The sequence below is a fragment of the Clostridium sp. genome (assembly GCF_047777555.1).
Lineage (GTDB): Bacteria > Bacillota > Clostridia > Clostridiales > Clostridiaceae > Clostridium_H.
In genome coordinates, this window is the sequence record NZ_JBKEEV010000002.1 from 267,225 (window position 1) to 283,000 (window position 15,776).

Consider the following 15,776-nt stretch of genomic DNA (forward strand, 5'->3'; position numbering starts at 1 on the left):
TTAATGTTCATCATTAAAATCTTCTAACTCTAGCCCATCTCCAATTTCATCTAATGGCAAATCATAGTCTAACTTACTATCATCAAATTCATCTATATCAGGCATATCATCTACATCTTCTTCTGCTGGCTCATCTAATTCATCGTCTCTAATTCCAGGAAGCACTTCGTCCTCTGTTCCTTCAATATTAACACCTAAGTCTTCCATTTCTTCGTCTACTGACTCTTTTATCTTTATTTCTTCATTTGTATCGCTTAATACTTTTACATTTAAGCAAAGAGCTTGAAGTTCTTTTATAAGAACTTTAAATGATTCTGGAACACCTGGCTCTGGAATATTTTCTCCTTTAACTATAGACTCATATGTCTTAACTCTACCAACTACGTCATCAGATTTTACAGTTAAAACTTCTTGTAGTGTATGTGCAGCTCCATATGCTTCTAGAGCCCAAACTTCCATTTCTCCAAATCTTTGGCCACCAAATTGAGCTTTACCTCCTAATGGTTGTTGAGTAACCAAGGAATAAGGACCTGTTGATCTTGCATGTATCTTATCATCTACTAAATGGTGAAGTTTTAATATATACATGTATCCAACAGTAACTCTATTATCAAAAGGTTCTCCTGTTCTTCCGTCATATAAAACAGTCTTACCGTCACCGTCATAACCTGCTTCATGTAGAAGCTCTACAATTTCTTCTTCTAAAGCACCACTAAATACAGGTGTTGCAATATGCCAACCCATTTCTGCAGCAGCCCATCCTAGATGAACCTCTAAAACCTGACCAATGTTCATACGTGATGGAACTCCTAGAGGATTTAAGCATATTTGAAGCGGTCTTCCATCTGGTAAGAATGGCATATCTTCTTCTGGTAATATTCTAGATATAACACCTTTATTACCGTGTCTTCCTGCCATCTTGTCTCCAACAGAAATCTTTCTCTTCTGAGCTATATAGCATCTTACTAACTCATTAACGCCTGGAGGAAGTTCATCGCCATTTTCTCTTGTAAATACTTTTACATCTACAATTATTCCAGCTTCTCCATGAGGAACTCTTAGTGATGTATCTCTAACTTCTCTTGCCTTTTCACCGAATATAGCTCTAAGTAATCTTTCTTCAGCTGTAAGTTCTGTCTCTCCTTTTGGAGTAACCTTACCTACTAGTATATCTCCTGATCTAACTTCGGCTCCAATTCTAATTATTCCTCTTTCATCTATATTCTTAAGAGCATCTTCACCTACATTAGGTATATCTCTTGTTATTTCTTCCGGTCCTAATTTTGTATCTCTAGCTTCTGCTTCATATTCTTCAATATGGATAGAAGTAAATATATCGTCACGAACAAGCTGCTCAGATACAAGCATAGCATCTTCATAGTTATATCCTTCCCAAGTTATAAAGCCCATACGTATATTTTGACCTAATGCTATTTCACCTAAATCTGTTGATGGACCGTCTGCTAATACATCTCCAGCTTTTACTCTTTCACCTTTATTTACTATAGGTCTCTGATTTATGCAGGTTCCTTGGTTAGATCTCTTAAACTTAAGAAGTTTATATCTATCTAATCCTCCATCAGAATCTCTTTTTATTCTGACTTCATTAGCGCTTGCGTATACAACTACTCCATCATGCTCTGCCTTTGGAAGTACTCCTGAGTCTACTGCTGCCTTATACTCTATTCCTGTACCAACTATAGGAGCCGCTGGCTTTAGTAGAGGTACTGCCTGACGCTGCATGTTTGATCCCATTAAAGCACGGCTGGCATCATCATTTTCAAGGAATGGAATCATCGCTGTAGCAACAGATACTATTTGTCTTGGAGAAACATCTATTAAATCAACCTGATCTTTTGAAACAACTATTACATCTTCTCTTGTTCTAACAGTTACTCTGCTATCAATGAAGTGTCCTTCTTCATCAAGCGGTTCTCTAGCCTGAGCTACTAGATATTGGTCTTCCTCATCTGCTGTTAAATAAACTATTTCATCTTTGACCTTACCTTGTTTTTTATCTACCACTCTATATGGAGTTTCTATAAACCCATATTCATTAACTCTAGCATAACATGCAAGAGAGTTGATAAGACCTATGTTTGGTCCTTCTGGAGTCTCTATAGGGCACATTCTTCCGTAATGTGAGTGGTGAACGTCTCTTACTTCAAAACCTGCTCTTTCTCTTGAAAGTCCTCCTGGTCCTAAGGCTGACAATCTTCTCTTATGTGTCAACTCAGATAATGGATTTGTTTGATCCATAAACTGTGAAAGCTGAGAACTTCCAAAGAACTCCTTAATAGAAGCTGCCACTGGTCTAATATTTATTAATGCTTGAGGTGTTATAACTTCTTGATCTTGAATAGTCATTCTTTCTTTGACTACTCTTTCCATTCTGGATAATCCAATTCTAAATTGATTTTGTAATAATTCTCCAACCGATCTTAAACGTCTATTTCCTAAGTGGTCTATATCATCAACGTCTCCAACTCCATAAGGTAATCCTAATTCATAGCTGATAGTAGCGTAGATATCATCTATTACTATATGTTTTGGAATTAATTCATGTATATTTTTTCTAATTTCTTCTTTTATAGTCTCTTCATCTGTATAATTATCAAGAATTTTCTTTAGTGTTGGATAATGTACATGTTCTTTTATCTTTAAATCAGAAATATCGAAGTCTATAAAGTTATGTATGTCTACAAAATTATTTCCTATTACTTTTATAACTTTATCCTCAACTTGAATATTTACAACATTTATACCGCAATTTTGAATTTCAAGTGCTTTTTCTCTTTCAATAACTTCGCCTTTTTGTACTATAATTTCTCCAGTTAACGGATTAACAACATCTTCAGCAGCTATTTGGTTAAGCAATCTTATATAAACTGCTAATTTCTTATTAAACTTATATCTTCCAACCCTAGATAAATCATATCTTTTAGCATCAAAGAATAATGAATTTATAAGTGAAACCGCACTATCAACTGTAGGTGGTTCACCTGGTCTTAACCTTTTATATATTTCAAGTAGTGCTTCTTCTCTGGTCTTAGTGTTGTCTTTTTCAATTGTAGCCTTAAGTCTTTCTTCCTCACCAAAGTATTCTATAATTTCGGCATCGCTGCCTACTCCTAAAGCTCTTATCAGAATAGTTATCGGCAATTTTCTTGTCTTATCAATTCTTACATATATAATATCGTTAGAATCAGTTTCATATTCTAACCATGCTCCTCTGTTAGGAATAACCGTTGAAGAAAACAACTTTTTTCCTGTCTTATCTACATCAAATCCATAATAAGCTCCTGGCGATCTAACAAGCTGACTTACTATAACTCTTTCCGCTCCATTAATAACAAACGTACCCTGTTGTGTCATTAATGGAAAATCTCCCATGAAGACTTCTTGTTCCTTAACCTCTCCTGTTTCCTTGTTAAGCAATCTTACCTTTACTTTTAAAGGTGCAGCATAGGTTGCATCTCTTTCTTTGCATTCCTCTACGGAATACTTGATAGCATCCTTATCTAAGCTGTAGTCAGTAAACTCTAAAACAAGGTTTCCTGTGTAATCTTGGATAGGATTAATATCGTCAAAAACTTCTTTTATTCCTTCTTCCCAAAACCATCGATATGAATCTAATTGTACTTCGATAAGATTTGGCATAGGACAAACTTCATTAACTTTTGAGAAGCTCATTCTCGTTCTTTTACCGATTTGAATAGGATGTACCATTAAAATTTTCACCCCTCGCATAAGAATAACAAAAAACGCAGACACTCTATGAATTCCTAATAATTCTAGAATATACACGCTCATCCTGTTAGTATAACCAAAAAAAATAGATTAATTCATCATGATTAATTATTTTAAGTAGTATTTTAAATAGTATTTTCTATACTTTCATGCATTAAACTATATTATCATAATAACTTTTAAGTGTCAACATAGATTTCATTAAAATAAAAAGGCACTTAAATAAGTGCCTTTTTAATTATATTAGATTCTACTTTAATTCTACTGCAGCACCAACTTCTTCAAGTTTTGCTTTCATTTCTTCTGCATTTTCTTTAGAAACTGCTTCTTTAAGTGTCTTAGGAGCTCCGTCAACTATTTCTTTAGCTTCCTTTAATCCTAATCCAGTTAATTCTCTAACAACTTTTATAACTTTGATCTTGTTAGCTCCAGCGCTAGCTAAAACTACATCAAATTCAGTCTTTTCTTCAGCAGCAGCAGCTCCTGCAGCTGGTGCACCTGCAACTGCAACTGGTGCAGCAGCACTTACTCCAAATTCTTCTTCACATGCTTTTACTAATTCGTTTAATTCTAAAACTGACATTTCTTTTATAGCTTGAATGATCTCTTCTCTTGTCATTATAATAGCACCTCCATAATTTTTAACATTTATCTTCTTTTTCCGTTATTTTAATTTTTATTCAGCAGTTTCAGCTGAACCATTCTTTTCTGCAATAGCATTTATCAAGTAAACAAACTTTGATAGTGGAGCCTTTAGGCTGCCAAGTAATTTTGCAACAAGAACTTCCTTTGGTGGTATTGATGCAAGTTCTTTTATCTTTGCTTCGTCGAATATTTGACCTTCAACTATACCAGCTTTTAATTGTAATTTTTTATGATCTTTTGCAAAATCATTTAATATTCTTGCTGGAGCAGTTGCATCATCATATCCTATAGCTACAGATACTGGCCCTTCTAGGTACTCAGCTATTCCTTCTAAGCCTAATTCCTTAGTTGCTAGAGTAACTAATGTGTTTTTGTAAACTTTATATTCAACACCAGCTTCTCTTAGCTTCTTTCTAAGCTCTGTATCTTCTTCAACGTTAAGTCCTTGATAACTAGCAAGCACAATTGATTGAGCTTTTTCAAATTTTTCTCTTATCTCTTGAACTTTAGCTTCTTTTAATTGTCTATTTTCTCCTGCCACTGTAGCACCTCCTCAACTAAAAATTAAAGCCTCTTCGCGCAGACGCAAAGAGACTCTATAATATCCAATACCGAATATTTAAATCCTCGGTAGGTTGGTTTCCCGTTACGCTTTCGCACCTACTGTCTGCGGAGATTTATCTTATTCAATTTCACACAACATGATTTATTATATCAAATCTAAATTGCTAAGTCAATATTAATCTATAACTTTTGCAGGATTAATTTTTATTCCTGGTCCCATAGTGCTTGATAATGTTACAGATTTAATATATTGTCCTTTAGCTGCTGCAGGTTTAGCTTTAACTATAGCTTCCATTAATACATTATAGTTTTCAACAAGCTTTTTACTTTCAAAAGATTTCTTTCCTATTGGAACGTGAATTATAGCTGTTTTGTCTACTCTGTATTCAACCTTACCAGCTTTAATATCTGCTATTGCTTTTGATACATCAAATGTAACAGTACCTGATTTTGGGTTAGGCATTAATCCCTTAGGTCCTAATACTCTACCTAATCTACCTACTAATCCCATCATATCTGGTGTAGCAACAACTACATCGAATTCAAACCAGTTTTCTTTTTGGATTTTATCAATGAATTCTTCTGCTCCTACATAATCAGCTCCTGCTGCTTCTGCTTCTTTAGCTTTATCTCCTTTAGCGAAAACTAAAACTCTAACTTTTTTTCCTGTTCCGTGTGGAAGCACTACAGCTCCTCTAACTTGTTGATCAGCGTGTCTTGGATCTACACCAAGTCTTACAGAAAGTTCTATAGTCTCATCAAATTTAGCTTTTGCTGTTTTTAAAGTAAGATCTATAGCTTCAGAAGGTGTATATAAAGTATTCTTATCGATTAGCTTAACGCTTTCTAAATAACCTTTTCCTCTTTTTGCCATATTCTTTCCTCCTTGTGGTATTAGCGGTTTTTACCTCCCACTAATTGAATATATATTATTCTTCAACTGTTATGCCCATGCTTCTAGCTGTACCAGCTATCATGCTCATAGCAGATTCTAATGATGCTGCATTTAAGTCAGGCATCTTTGTCTCAGCTATTTCTTTTAGTTGAGCTTTTGTGATCTTTCCAACTTTCTTCTTGTTTGGTTCTCCAGAACCACTTTCTAATCCAGCTGCTTTCTTAATTAAAACTGCTGCTGGAGGAGTTTTAAGTATAAAGCTGAAAGATCTGTCTTGATAAACTGAAATTATAACTGGAATTGTCATTCCTGCTTGATTTGCAGTTTTTGCATTGTATTCCTTACAGAAAGCCATAATGTTTACACCGTGCTGTCCAAGTGCTGGTCCAACTGGTGGTGCTGGTGTTGCCTTTCCTGCTGGAAGTTGAAGTTTAATCATTCCTACTACTTTTTTTGCCATAATTTACACCTCCTCATATGTGGTAATGCGAGCTTTTAGCTCTCCCACTGTATAAGACAAAGTCTTATAGCAGGTTAATCAAGTTTTTCTATTTGATTAAAATTAAGTTCAACAGGGGTTTCCCTGCCAAACATATTAACTAAACCTTTAATTTTTTGTTTTTCAACATTGATCTCTTGTATCAATGCGATAAAATCCTTTAATGGTCCAGAAGTGATCTTAACATTTTCCCCTACTGATATGTCGATGTTAACAGTCTTTTCAGTAATTCCCATAGCTGCTACCTCTTCGTCAGTAAGAGGAACTGGTTTTGAACCAGGACCAACAAATCCCGTAACCCCTCTAGTATTTCTAACTATGTACCATGACTCATCTGACATTATCATCTTCACAAGTACATAACCCGGAAATATCTTCTTTTGGGTTATTTTCTTTTTTCCATCTTTTACTTCTACTACTTCTTCTATTGGGACTTGTATATCATGAATTAAGTCATGCAATCCTCTATTTTCAATTGCCTTCTCTAAATTCACTTTAACTTTGTTTTCATAACCAGAATAGGTATGAGCAACATACCAACGAGCTTTTTCTGCCATAATCAGGGGATGAGGTTAATCCTCACTCCTACCTCCCTCTTTGTATTTATTGTTTATTTAAATATCAATTTGTAAAGGCCATTAAAACCATAATCCATTAATCCAATTATGATAGCACTAACAGCACAAAAAAACAAAACTATTATAGTAGACTTTTTTATTTCATCTTTAGGTGGCCAAGTTATTCTCTTGGTTTCTGCCTTTACTTCTTTAACAAACTTGACTATACCTTCATTTGATTTTTTTTCAGCCTTTTTATTTTCATTCAAAGCCATTATATTCACATCCTTAAATATATTTAGTGAATACAAGCAACTATTTTGTTTCTTTGTGAAGTGTGTGCTGGCGGCAGAATCTGCAATACTTTCTCATTTCTAATCTTTCTGGGTCATTCTTTTTATTCTTCATTGTATTGTAATTTCTTTGCTTGCACTCTGTACATGCTAAAGTTACTTTAACTCTCACAATCAACACCTCCATATTCTGCGTATACACACACAGGCATTACTATATTCATAAGCATATACTACACATTTATATTGATCCATATAAATTTACGTGTTACCTTAAGAATTTATCATAAGTTGCTGTATATGTCAACTTTTTTCTTTAATCACCTTAATTGTAATATAAACCAATGCAATATAAACCATTTGTGTTTTCTTATCTTATGCCTTTTAAAAGGACTAAGTGTTGAACCTAGTCCTAATTATTAATTTAAAACTATTCTACTATTGAAGTAACAACTCCTGAACCTACTGTTCTTCCACCTTCTCTTATAGCGAATCTTAATCCTGATTCCATTGCTACTGGTGTGATTAGTTCTACGTTCATGTCGATGTGGTCTCCTGGCATAACCATTTCTACACCTTCTGGTAACTTAATTGTTCCTGTAACGTCTGTTGTTCTGAAGTAGAATTGTGGTCTGTATCCATCAAAGAATGGTGTATGTCTTCCACCTTCTTCTTTCTTTAATACGTATACTTGACCTACGAATTTCTTGTGTGGTGTTACTGAACCTGGTTTTGCTAATACTTGACCTCTTTCGATCTCGTTTCTTTGTACTCCTCTTAGTAATGCTCCGATGTTATCTCCTGCCATTGCTTCGTCTAACATCTTTCTGAACATTTCTACTCCTGTTACTGTTGTCTTTCCTATTTCTTCTTTCATTCCTACGATTTGTACTTCGTCTCCTACGTGTAGTACTCCTCTTTCTACTCTTCCTGTTGCAACTGTTCCTCTTCCTGTTATTGTGAATACATCTTCTATTGGCATTAAGAATGGTTGGTCAGTTGCTCTTTCTGGTGTTGGTATATATTCGTCAACTGCATCCATTAATTGTTTAATGCATTCGTCGTCGCCTTCTTCGATAGCTTTTAATGCTGATCCTACTACTACTGGGCATCCGTCTCCATCGAATCCGTATTCATTTAATAATTCTCTAACTTCCATTTCTACTAATTCTAATAATTCTGGATCGTCTACTTGGTCTGCTTTATTTAAGAATACTACTATGTGGTTAACTCCAACTCTTGATGCTAGTAGTATATGTTCTCTTGTTTGTGGCATTGGACCGTCTGCTGCTGATACTACTAGGATTGCTCCATCCATTTGAGCTGCTCCTGTGATCATGTTCTTTACGTAGTCAGCGTGTCCTGGACAGTCAACGTGTGCGTAGTGTCTCTTTTCTGTTTCATACTCTACGTGTGCTGTATTGATTGTTATTCCTCTTTCTTTTTCTTCTGGTGCTTTATCGATATCTTCGTAGTCTTGTACTTCTGCTCCACCTGTTTTTGCAAGTGTCATTGTGATTGCTGCTGTTGTTGTTGTCTTACCGTGGTCAACGTGTCCTATTGTTCCTATGTTTACGTGTGGCTTTGTTCTTTCAAACTTTTGTCTTGCCATTTTTATTCCTCCCATTCATTATTAAGTTTAATCTTTTCGTAAACTTGTCCTGGTGTGTTGTCAGCTTATTTTTAATTCATGGAGCCCACGACCGGGCTTGAACCGGCGACCTCCACCTTACCAAGGTGACGCTCTGCCTGCTGAGCTACATGGGCATCTTCTAAAATTTCAAAATAGTATTGAGCCCATGACACCACATAATCGTTTTTCAAAAGCCCTATACCAATTATCTATTTTACTATTTCCACTTTTTTTTGTCAAGATTTTTTCATGTTTTTGTTTAAGCATTTTTCCAGCTTTCGCTTAACTCTTTGAAGAGCATTATCAATAGATTTAGAGTGTCTATCCAAGTCACAAGCTATCTCTTGATATGATTTACCCTGCAAGTATGAATTCAATACCTCTAATTCTAATTCTGATAGCACTTCTTCTATTTCACACTCTATTTTTGTTACTTCTTCTCTACTTATAATTAACTCTTCTGGATCAGATACCTTTACTGTGGATATTATGTCCAGTAAAGTTCTATCTGATTCCTCATCATAAATAGGTTTATTAAGAGATATGTATGTATTAAGTGGTATATGCTTTTGCCTTGTCGCCGTTTTAATGGCAGTTATAATTTGTCTTGTAACGCATAACTCTGCAAAAGCCTTAAAGGATGATAACTTATCAGGCCTAAAATCTCTGATAGCCTTATAAAGACCTATCATGCCTTCTTGATAAATATCTTCCTTATCAGCTCCTATTAGAAAGTAGGACTTTGCCTTTGCTTTTACAAAATTTTTATATTTATTTATTAAGTATTCTTGTGCTTTTACGTTTCCATCTTTAGCCTCTAAAGCAATTTCTTCATCTATTCTATCTTCCATATCCACATTTTCCTCAAGAGCGCCTGCCTTATTTATCAAAATATCCCCTCCACCTATAAATTCCAAAAATATTCCATATTATATATTTGATTATACAATAATAGGAAATTTATAGTCAAGAAATTTTAATCTCCTCTTCTAATTTTTTCAAGTTTATCTAATACTTCCTTATTTACTCTATCCTTCAACAAGTTTTTATTTCCCGAAGTATCCTTTTTAGTCTTTACACTTATCTTACGCCTAGTACTTATCACTTCATTATAGAATTCTAAAGAAGACATTCTTGTAGCTCCTCTTTGAAATGTTACTTGCTGCTCTAGAAAATCAGAAGTTACAACACACACTTCAGCCTTTCTACCTATTGAATCAACATATTTTTCGATAAAGCTATCTGCTGTTTCTCCTTCTTTTGTAAAAACAATTATTATATTATTCAGTCTTTCTCTCTTTTCTAAACTTCCTTTTACCATATGGGCATCAAACACTATAAATATTTTATCTCCTTTAAAGGCTGCATAATCTTGCAACATCTCAATAAGTTTCATGCGCGCTGCCTCAAAACTATACTCTTTAATTTTATTTAGCTCCGGCCAACTATTAATTACATTATATCCATCTACAAATACATTCTTCACGACTTTAACTTATTCCATTTTTTGTTTTAGAACCTCATACATCATTATGCCGGCCGCTACAGATGCGTTTAAAGATGTTATATTTCCTACCATAGGGATTTTAACTAGTCCATCACATTTTTCTTTAGTAAGTTTTGAGATCCCTCTTCCTTCGCTGCCTATAACTAAAGCTACTGCTCCTGAAAAGTCCGTCTGGAAGCAGTATCCTTCTCCATCCATATCTGCTCCGTATACCCATACTCCTCTTTCTTTAATCATATCTATAGCTTTATTTATGTTTCCAACTTTAGCAACTTTCATATATTCAATAGCTCCTGCTGATGTCTTATATACAGTAGGCGTAATACCAACATTTCTTCTTTTAGGTATTATTATTCCATGTACACCACAGGTTTCTGCTGTTCTAATAATAGATCCTAAATTATGAGGGTCTTCAATTTCATCTAGTATTACTATAAAAGGCTTTTCTCCCTTTTTATCAGCGTAATCCAATATATCATCAATACTGCAATACTTATAAGGAGTTACTATAGCCATGACTCCTTGGTGCGCTCCTGTTACAGACATAGAGTCTAGTTTCTTTCTATCAACTTCTTTTATAACTATACTCTTCTCTCTTGCCATAGCCACAATCTTGCTTATAGAGCCAGTCATATCTCCTTTGGCAACTAATATATTTTCTATAGTTCTATCACTTTTTAAAGCTTCTATTACAGCATTTCTTCCTTCTATTAAGTCTTCTCTAGCCTCAATATCTTTTTTTCTTACTTCTTTCATTTTGGCTACCTCTTTCATTTAAAATTATTTTGAATACTTTTCTCTTACTTTCTCTATTTCTCCACAAGTCATAGCTCCTTCAGGGCAGTTCCCCTTTACACAACCAGGACCTACTCTTTTAAATAGAATAGGAGCAACTTCTTTTACTAATTCCAGCATTTTATCTGCAAGAGCATGAATTTCCCATTGAGCTCTATTGCAGCATCTATGTTCAAAAAAGTTCATTAAGGACCTTGCATTCATTGTGAGTACTATCTTCGTTTCGCATGCGTTTGGAAATACGTATCTAGCATCTTCAATAGCTTTTTTCTCTGCAGCCATTTCCTTAAGTCCATTTTTTATATATTTTTCTTTTAATATGCTTACAATGTCATCATAAGCTTTTTGATCATCTTCCATTGTCTTGATAAAGATTTGTCTTGCTCTTTCATCTTTATCAATTTCTGGAGGAATTATGTATTCAAATTGATCCAGCTTTACATATCTTTGACTCTGCTGAGAGTAAGATGCAATTCTATGTCTAACCAATTGATGTGTTAAGGATCTTGAAACTCCCTCCACAGCAAAAGTGAATGATACATGTTCTATAGGAGACATATGTCCATAAGACATTAGTCTATTTAGAAATTTATTTGTATTTTCATTATCCAATCCATTTAATATATCGTCTATTCCCACAGCACTATAGCAAAGTTTTGCTGCTGATGCAATAACCTTTTCTGGATTTGGTGTATATTCTATTAATTTCACCTTTAGTGCCATTATATTCTCCCCTTTTAATCTTTAATTGATGTTTAAATTTATAATAACATTTAATAACTCATTAAGTCTATCTAATTGATTTGTAAGGTATAAAAATCCTATTACAGCCTCAAACCCTGTTGCTATCCTATATTCCTGAACGTCTGCATTTTTAGGAACAGTACCCGATTTAGCATTTCTTCCTCTTTTATATATTGTAAGCTCATCTTCATTTAATTGATTTTCTATACTTTTCATAAACTCGCTTTGGCTGTGAGCCTTAACAAAAGATATAGTTTTAAGATGAAGTTTATGAGCAGATATGTTTCTATTATTGGTGACTAGATAAGTTCTAATACACACTTCATAAGCCGAATCTCCTACAAAAGCAAGAACCAGAGGATTTAGTTGTTTAGCCTCATTTGTAGTAAGTTTACTATTTAAAAAGTCAAATTTCATAGGAAGATAATTCTCCTTTACTTTATATTGATAATCATAAAACAACACTATACTTAATATAACGTGAAAGTGTAGTCATTTCAATAATGACTACACTTTTTGTTATTACCATTATTTGAATTAATCAACTTTTTTCCATCTTACTCCCTGTGGAGTATCTTCAAGAACTATCCCCCTAGCTTTTAAATCATCTCTTATTTTATCTGCTAAGGCCCAGTTTTTATTTTTTCTCGCCTGCTGTCTTTCCTCTATTAGCGCTTCTATCTCAGAATTCAAATCCTCTATTGTAGATTTTTGAAGTATACCTAAAGGTTTTCCTAATTCCCTTATTAAGTCCAAACAATATTTTATAAGTTCTTTAGATGAATCTACTCCTACATTAGTGTTTATATCTTTTATCAAGTCAAATATTACAGCTATAGCATCTGCTGTATTAAAATCATCATCCATCTTATCTATATATTTGTCTTTATAGGCATTAAGGTTGTCTATATAAGCCTTTTCTTCCTCTTTTAAATTTTCAGTTTTAACTTCATCTATAAGCCTTTCTAAGTTACCTATGGCATTATATAGTCTTTCCTTTGAAGCTTTTGCACTTTCTAATAACTCATCACTAAAGTTTAAAGGAGTTCTGTAATGAGCGGAAAGCATGAATAATCTAACAACTTCTGCATCATAATTTTGCAAAATCTCTCTTGTAGTAAAGAAATTGTTTAGAGATTTTGACATCTTTTTATTATTTATATTTAAATAAGCCGAATGCATCCAATAGTTAGCAAAAGGCTTACCACTTCTTGCTTCACTTTGAGCTATCTCATTTTCGTGATGTGGAAAAACTAAATCTGCACCACCTGCATGAATATCTATTGTATCACCGAGAATCTTGTGTGCCATGCATGAGCATTCTATATGCCATCCTGGTCTTCCTTTTCCCCATGGACTATTCCAAGAAGGTTCTCCTGGCTTTTCACTTTTCCATACTGCAAAGTCCATAGGATCTTTTTTTCTCTCATCTACACTTATCCTAGCACCAGCTTGTAAGTCATCTAGATTCTGCCCAGATAGCTTTCCATATTCTTTAAACTTCTTTGTGCTAAAGTATACATCTCCATCAACTTCATAAGCATAGCCTTTATCTATTAAATCTTGTATAAATTTTATTATCTCTTCTATATATTCAGTAGCTCTTGGATTGACAGTAGCCCTTTCAATATTAAGTCCATCCGCATCTTTATAATATTCTTCTATATACCTATCTCCTAATTCTCTTACTGTAGTATTCTCTTCATTAGCTCTTTTTATCATTTTGTCATCTATATCTGTGAAATTTTGAACAAATCTCACCTTATACCCTCTGTATTCAAAGTATCTTCTAATTGTATCAAACACTAAAAAAGTTCTAGCATTTCCAATATGAAAATAGTTGTATACTGTAGGTCCACAAACATACATAGTAATTTCATTAGGTTTTATAGAAACAAACTCTTCTTTTTGCCTTGTCATTGTATTGAATATTTTCATTGCAGTGCCTCCTAACAAATTATGTTTATTTTGCACAACTTCGTACTACAAGTATAATTTTACATCATATCTAGTATTCTTTCACCAATTATTAAATCTTCTGGAGTAGTTATTTTTATATTGTTGTAGCTTCCCTCATATAGATACACTTTGTGATTATAATTTTCCACAATCATTGTATCATCTGTAGCTTCTATTTTTTCTTTCAAAGCTTTCTTATGAGCATCCAGTATCAAATCATATTTAAAACATTGGGGGGTCTGCACAGAAAACAAAGTATCTCTCCTTGGAGTATTTAAGGAGAACCCTTCTTCTGTTTTAATTTTTATTGTGTCTTTAGGCTGTACTCCACAAGCACATGCATCATATATATTGGCATATTTTATTCCATCCTCAATTATTCTATTATCTACAAAAGGTCTGGCACCATCATGTATCAAAACAATGTCGTTTCCTTTCGCCGCTAATAATCCTCTTATAACTGAATCTTGTCTTGTGCTTCCACCTTCAACTATCTTCTTTATTTTATTCATTTTATATTTATTTAAAATGTTATCTTTGCAATATTCAATCTCATTCTTTGCCAATACCAATATTATTTCATCTATTAAATCATTATCTTCAAAAGCTTTGAGCGTATAGTATAAAATTGGTTTGCCTTTTAATTCTATAAACTGCTTATTTATTTCTGACTTCATTCTAGTTCCCTTGCCTGCTGCTACAATAACAGCACAGTTTCTTCCCATTTAGAGTGCTCCTTTTACCATAAACGAAGTAAACTTACTTTTTCTGTCTTGCAAAAATCATTCTTCCTGCTGCCGTCTGTAGTACTGATGTAACTACTACGTCCATAACTTCCCCTATATGCCTTTTACCGCCTTCTACAACTATCATTGTTCCATCATCTAAATAAGCTATACCTTGTTCCTGCTCCTTACCATCCTTAATTATTTGTATTGTCATTTCTTCTCCTGGAAGAACCACAGGTTTTACTGAATTAGCAAGCTCATTTATATTTAGGACAGGTACTCCCTGCACCCCTGCTACTTTATTTAAATTGTAGTCATTAGTTATAACCTTTCCTTTTAGGACTTGTGCTAATTTTAACAATTTGCTATCAACTTCTTCTATCTCTGGGAAATCTTTATCTGTTATCTGTAAATCTATAACCAATTCCTTCTGCATCTTATTTAGAGTATCAAGTCCTCTTCTACCTCTATTTCTCTTTAGACTATCGGATGAATCAGCTATATGTCTCAACTCATCTAAAACAAAGTTTGGTATTATTAAAGTTCCTTCTATAAACCCGCTTTGACATATATCTAAAATTCTTCCGTCAATTATTACAGAAGTATCAAGAACCTTTGGAATTCCCTTATATGAAGTCTTAGGCTTTTTTTCTTTTGTAGTTCCAACTTTTTTTATGTTTGAAACAGCTCCAATTATCTCTTCCTTCTTTTTGACTGCAATATCAACTCCTAAAGCAGTCACTACTAAAACTATAATTACTCCTATTATTTTTCCTATAAGGAAATCATTAAACAAACTCACAAAAGGAACTGAAATAAGAAGCCCTAATATAGCTCCTATAGTACCTATAAGTATTTCTACAGTAGGTATCTTTTGTATGTTCTCTTCAAAATAATTCATAGATTTTGTTATTAAAGAATTAAATATAGGGGAAATAATAAATAATATAAGTCCTAAAAGCAAAGTGGTAAAGGCTAAAAACACTATTTTCAAAACAGTTGTACTATTAAAATATACTAGCTTATTTAAGCTAAGCAGCCATTCTCCAGCTATAAATCCTAATATAAGTCCAATTATAGTAAAGAACCCTCTTAGAATTCTATTAAACATTTCTTTCACCTCCTCGATAATCTTACCATGTTACTTAAAAAGTTTTTAATACTATTAATACCAATATATATTATTATATACCCTATTTCAACCAGC

At 33.6% G+C, this 15,776-nt stretch carries 17 protein-coding genes, 1 tRNA gene and 1 other annotated feature; all 18 genes read right to left on the minus strand.

The window, feature by feature from the left end; genetic code table 11:
• Positions 1–3,729 (minus strand): DNA-directed RNA polymerase subunit beta, encoded by a 3,729-nt coding sequence (rpoB, locus tag ACFWTK_RS04475; RefSeq protein ID WP_415875158.1) that lies wholly within the window; start codon positions 3,727–3,729, stop codon positions 1–3.
• 271 nt (positions 3,730–4,000) lie between these two features.
• Positions 4,001–4,369 (minus strand): 50S ribosomal protein L7/L12, encoded by a 369-nt coding sequence (gene rplL, locus ACFWTK_RS04480; RefSeq protein ID WP_415874920.1) that lies wholly within the window; start codon positions 4,367–4,369, stop codon positions 4,001–4,003.
• Between the two features lie 57 nt (positions 4,370–4,426).
• Positions 4,427–4,936 carry a 50S ribosomal protein L10 gene (gene rplJ, locus ACFWTK_RS04485; protein WP_415874921.1) on the minus strand — a complete coding sequence of 170 codons (510 nt, stop codon included), beginning with the start codon at positions 4,934–4,936 and terminating at the stop codon, positions 4,427–4,429.
• 13 nt (positions 4,937–4,949) lie between these two features.
• Positions 4,950–5,086 (minus strand) — a sequence feature (ribosomal protein L10 leader region).
• A 48-nt stretch (positions 5,087–5,134) separates the two neighbouring features.
• Positions 5,135–5,833 carry a 50S ribosomal protein L1 gene (gene rplA / locus ACFWTK_RS04490; protein ID WP_415874922.1) on the minus strand — a complete coding sequence of 233 codons (699 nt, stop codon included), beginning with the start codon at positions 5,831–5,833 and terminating at the stop codon, positions 5,135–5,137.
• A gap of 55 nt (positions 5,834–5,888) precedes the next feature.
• Positions 5,889–6,314, minus strand: coding sequence for a 50S ribosomal protein L11 (rplK, locus tag ACFWTK_RS04495; protein ID WP_415874923.1), 426 nt, complete (start codon positions 6,312–6,314; stop codon positions 5,889–5,891).
• A gap of 74 nt (positions 6,315–6,388) precedes the next feature.
• A complete protein-coding gene (nusG, locus tag ACFWTK_RS04500; RefSeq protein ID WP_415874924.1) occupies positions 6,389–6,910 on the minus strand; it encodes a transcription termination/antitermination protein NusG in 522 nt (173 codons plus the stop codon).
• Between the two features lie 53 nt (positions 6,911–6,963).
• Positions 6,964–7,185 (minus strand): preprotein translocase subunit SecE, encoded by a 222-nt coding sequence (secE, locus tag ACFWTK_RS04505; protein WP_415874925.1) that lies wholly within the window; start codon positions 7,183–7,185, stop codon positions 6,964–6,966.
• Positions 7,186–7,225: 40 nt separating this feature from the next.
• The gene (gene rpmG, locus ACFWTK_RS04510; RefSeq protein WP_415874926.1) at positions 7,226–7,390 is read right to left on the minus strand and encodes a 50S ribosomal protein L33; all 165 of its coding nucleotides are present in this window, start codon (positions 7,388–7,390) and stop codon (positions 7,226–7,228) included.
• 243 nt (positions 7,391–7,633) lie between these two features.
• On the minus strand, positions 7,634–8,815 hold the full coding sequence (gene tuf, locus ACFWTK_RS04515) for an elongation factor Tu (RefSeq protein ID WP_415874915.1): 1,182 nt from the start codon (positions 8,813–8,815) through the stop codon (positions 7,634–7,636).
• A 79-nt stretch (positions 8,816–8,894) separates the two neighbouring features.
• A tRNA-Thr gene (locus ACFWTK_RS04520) sits at positions 8,895–8,970 on the minus strand.
• Positions 8,971–9,072: 102 nt separating this feature from the next.
• Positions 9,073–9,723 (minus strand): RNA polymerase sporulation sigma factor SigH, encoded by a 651-nt coding sequence (gene sigH, locus ACFWTK_RS04525; RefSeq protein ID WP_415875159.1) that lies wholly within the window; start codon positions 9,721–9,723, stop codon positions 9,073–9,075.
• 89 nt (positions 9,724–9,812) lie between these two features.
• Positions 9,813–10,322: an NYN domain-containing protein gene (locus tag ACFWTK_RS04530; protein WP_415874927.1), complete on the minus strand. Its 510-nt coding sequence runs from the start codon at positions 10,320–10,322 to the stop codon at positions 9,813–9,815.
• Between the two features lie 9 nt (positions 10,323–10,331).
• Complete coding sequence (gene rlmB, locus ACFWTK_RS04535; protein ID WP_415874928.1) at positions 10,332–11,099, minus strand: 23S rRNA (guanosine(2251)-2'-O)-methyltransferase RlmB; 768 nt, start codon at positions 11,097–11,099, stop codon at positions 10,332–10,334.
• Between the two features lie 24 nt (positions 11,100–11,123).
• Positions 11,124–11,861, minus strand: a complete 738-nt coding sequence (thyX, locus tag ACFWTK_RS04540; protein ID WP_415874929.1) for an FAD-dependent thymidylate synthase — start codon at positions 11,859–11,861, stop codon at positions 11,124–11,126.
• Between the two features lie 21 nt (positions 11,862–11,882).
• Positions 11,883–12,299, minus strand: a complete 417-nt coding sequence (locus ACFWTK_RS04545) for a Mini-ribonuclease 3 (RefSeq protein WP_415874930.1) — start codon at positions 12,297–12,299, stop codon at positions 11,883–11,885.
• Positions 12,300–12,419: 120 nt separating this feature from the next.
• Positions 12,420–13,820, minus strand: a complete 1,401-nt coding sequence (cysS, locus tag ACFWTK_RS04550; protein ID WP_415874931.1) for a cysteine--tRNA ligase — start codon at positions 13,818–13,820, stop codon at positions 12,420–12,422.
• A 59-nt stretch (positions 13,821–13,879) separates the two neighbouring features.
• Complete coding sequence (gene ispD / locus ACFWTK_RS04555; protein WP_415874932.1) at positions 13,880–14,566, minus strand: 2-C-methyl-D-erythritol 4-phosphate cytidylyltransferase; 687 nt, start codon at positions 14,564–14,566, stop codon at positions 13,880–13,882.
• A 34-nt stretch (positions 14,567–14,600) separates the two neighbouring features.
• Positions 14,601–15,680: a PIN/TRAM domain-containing protein gene (locus tag ACFWTK_RS04560; protein WP_415874933.1), complete on the minus strand. Its 1,080-nt coding sequence runs from the start codon at positions 15,678–15,680 to the stop codon at positions 14,601–14,603.
• Between the last annotated feature and the right edge of the window lie 96 nt (positions 15,681–15,776).

Coding starts and splice junctions, on each gene's coding strand:
- thyX (WP_415874929.1), bottom strand. CDS start 11,861: ATGGCACTAAAGGTGAAATTAATAGAATATACACCAAATCCAGAAAAG.
- secE (WP_415874925.1), bottom strand. CDS start 7,185: ATGGCTTTGAATGAAAATAAAAAGGCTGAAAAAAAATCAAATGAAGGT.
- rplK (WP_415874923.1), bottom strand. CDS start 6,314: ATGGCAAAAAAAGTAGTAGGAATGATTAAACTTCAACTTCCAGCAGGA.
- ACFWTK_RS04545 (WP_415874930.1), bottom strand. CDS start 12,299: ATGAAATTTGACTTTTTAAATAGTAAACTTACTACAAATGAGGCTAAA.
- nusG (WP_415874924.1), bottom strand. CDS start 6,910: ATGGCAGAAAAAGCTCGTTGGTATGTTGCTCATACCTATTCTGGTTAT.
- tuf (WP_415874915.1), bottom strand. CDS start 8,815: ATGGCAAGACAAAAGTTTGAAAGAACAAAGCCACACGTAAACATAGGA.
- rpmG (WP_415874926.1), bottom strand. CDS start 7,390: ATGGAGGTGTTGATTGTGAGAGTTAAAGTAACTTTAGCATGTACAGAG.
- rlmB (WP_415874928.1), bottom strand. CDS start 11,099: ATGAAAGAAGTAAGAAAAAAAGATATTGAGGCTAGAGAAGACTTAATA.
- cysS (WP_415874931.1), bottom strand. CDS start 13,820: ATGAAAATATTCAATACAATGACAAGGCAAAAAGAAGAGTTTGTTTCT.
- rplL (WP_415874920.1), bottom strand. CDS start 4,369: ATGACAAGAGAAGAGATCATTCAAGCTATAAAAGAAATGTCAGTTTTA.
- ACFWTK_RS04560 (WP_415874933.1), bottom strand. CDS start 15,680: ATGTTTAATAGAATTCTAAGAGGGTTCTTTACTATAATTGGACTTATA.
- rplA (WP_415874922.1), bottom strand. CDS start 5,833: ATGGCAAAAAGAGGAAAAGGTTATTTAGAAAGCGTTAAGCTAATCGAT.
- rpoB (WP_415875158.1), bottom strand. CDS start 3,729: ATGGTACATCCTATTCAAATCGGTAAAAGAACGAGAATGAGCTTCTCA.
- ispD (WP_415874932.1), bottom strand. CDS start 14,566: ATGGGAAGAAACTGTGCTGTTATTGTAGCAGCAGGCAAGGGAACTAGA.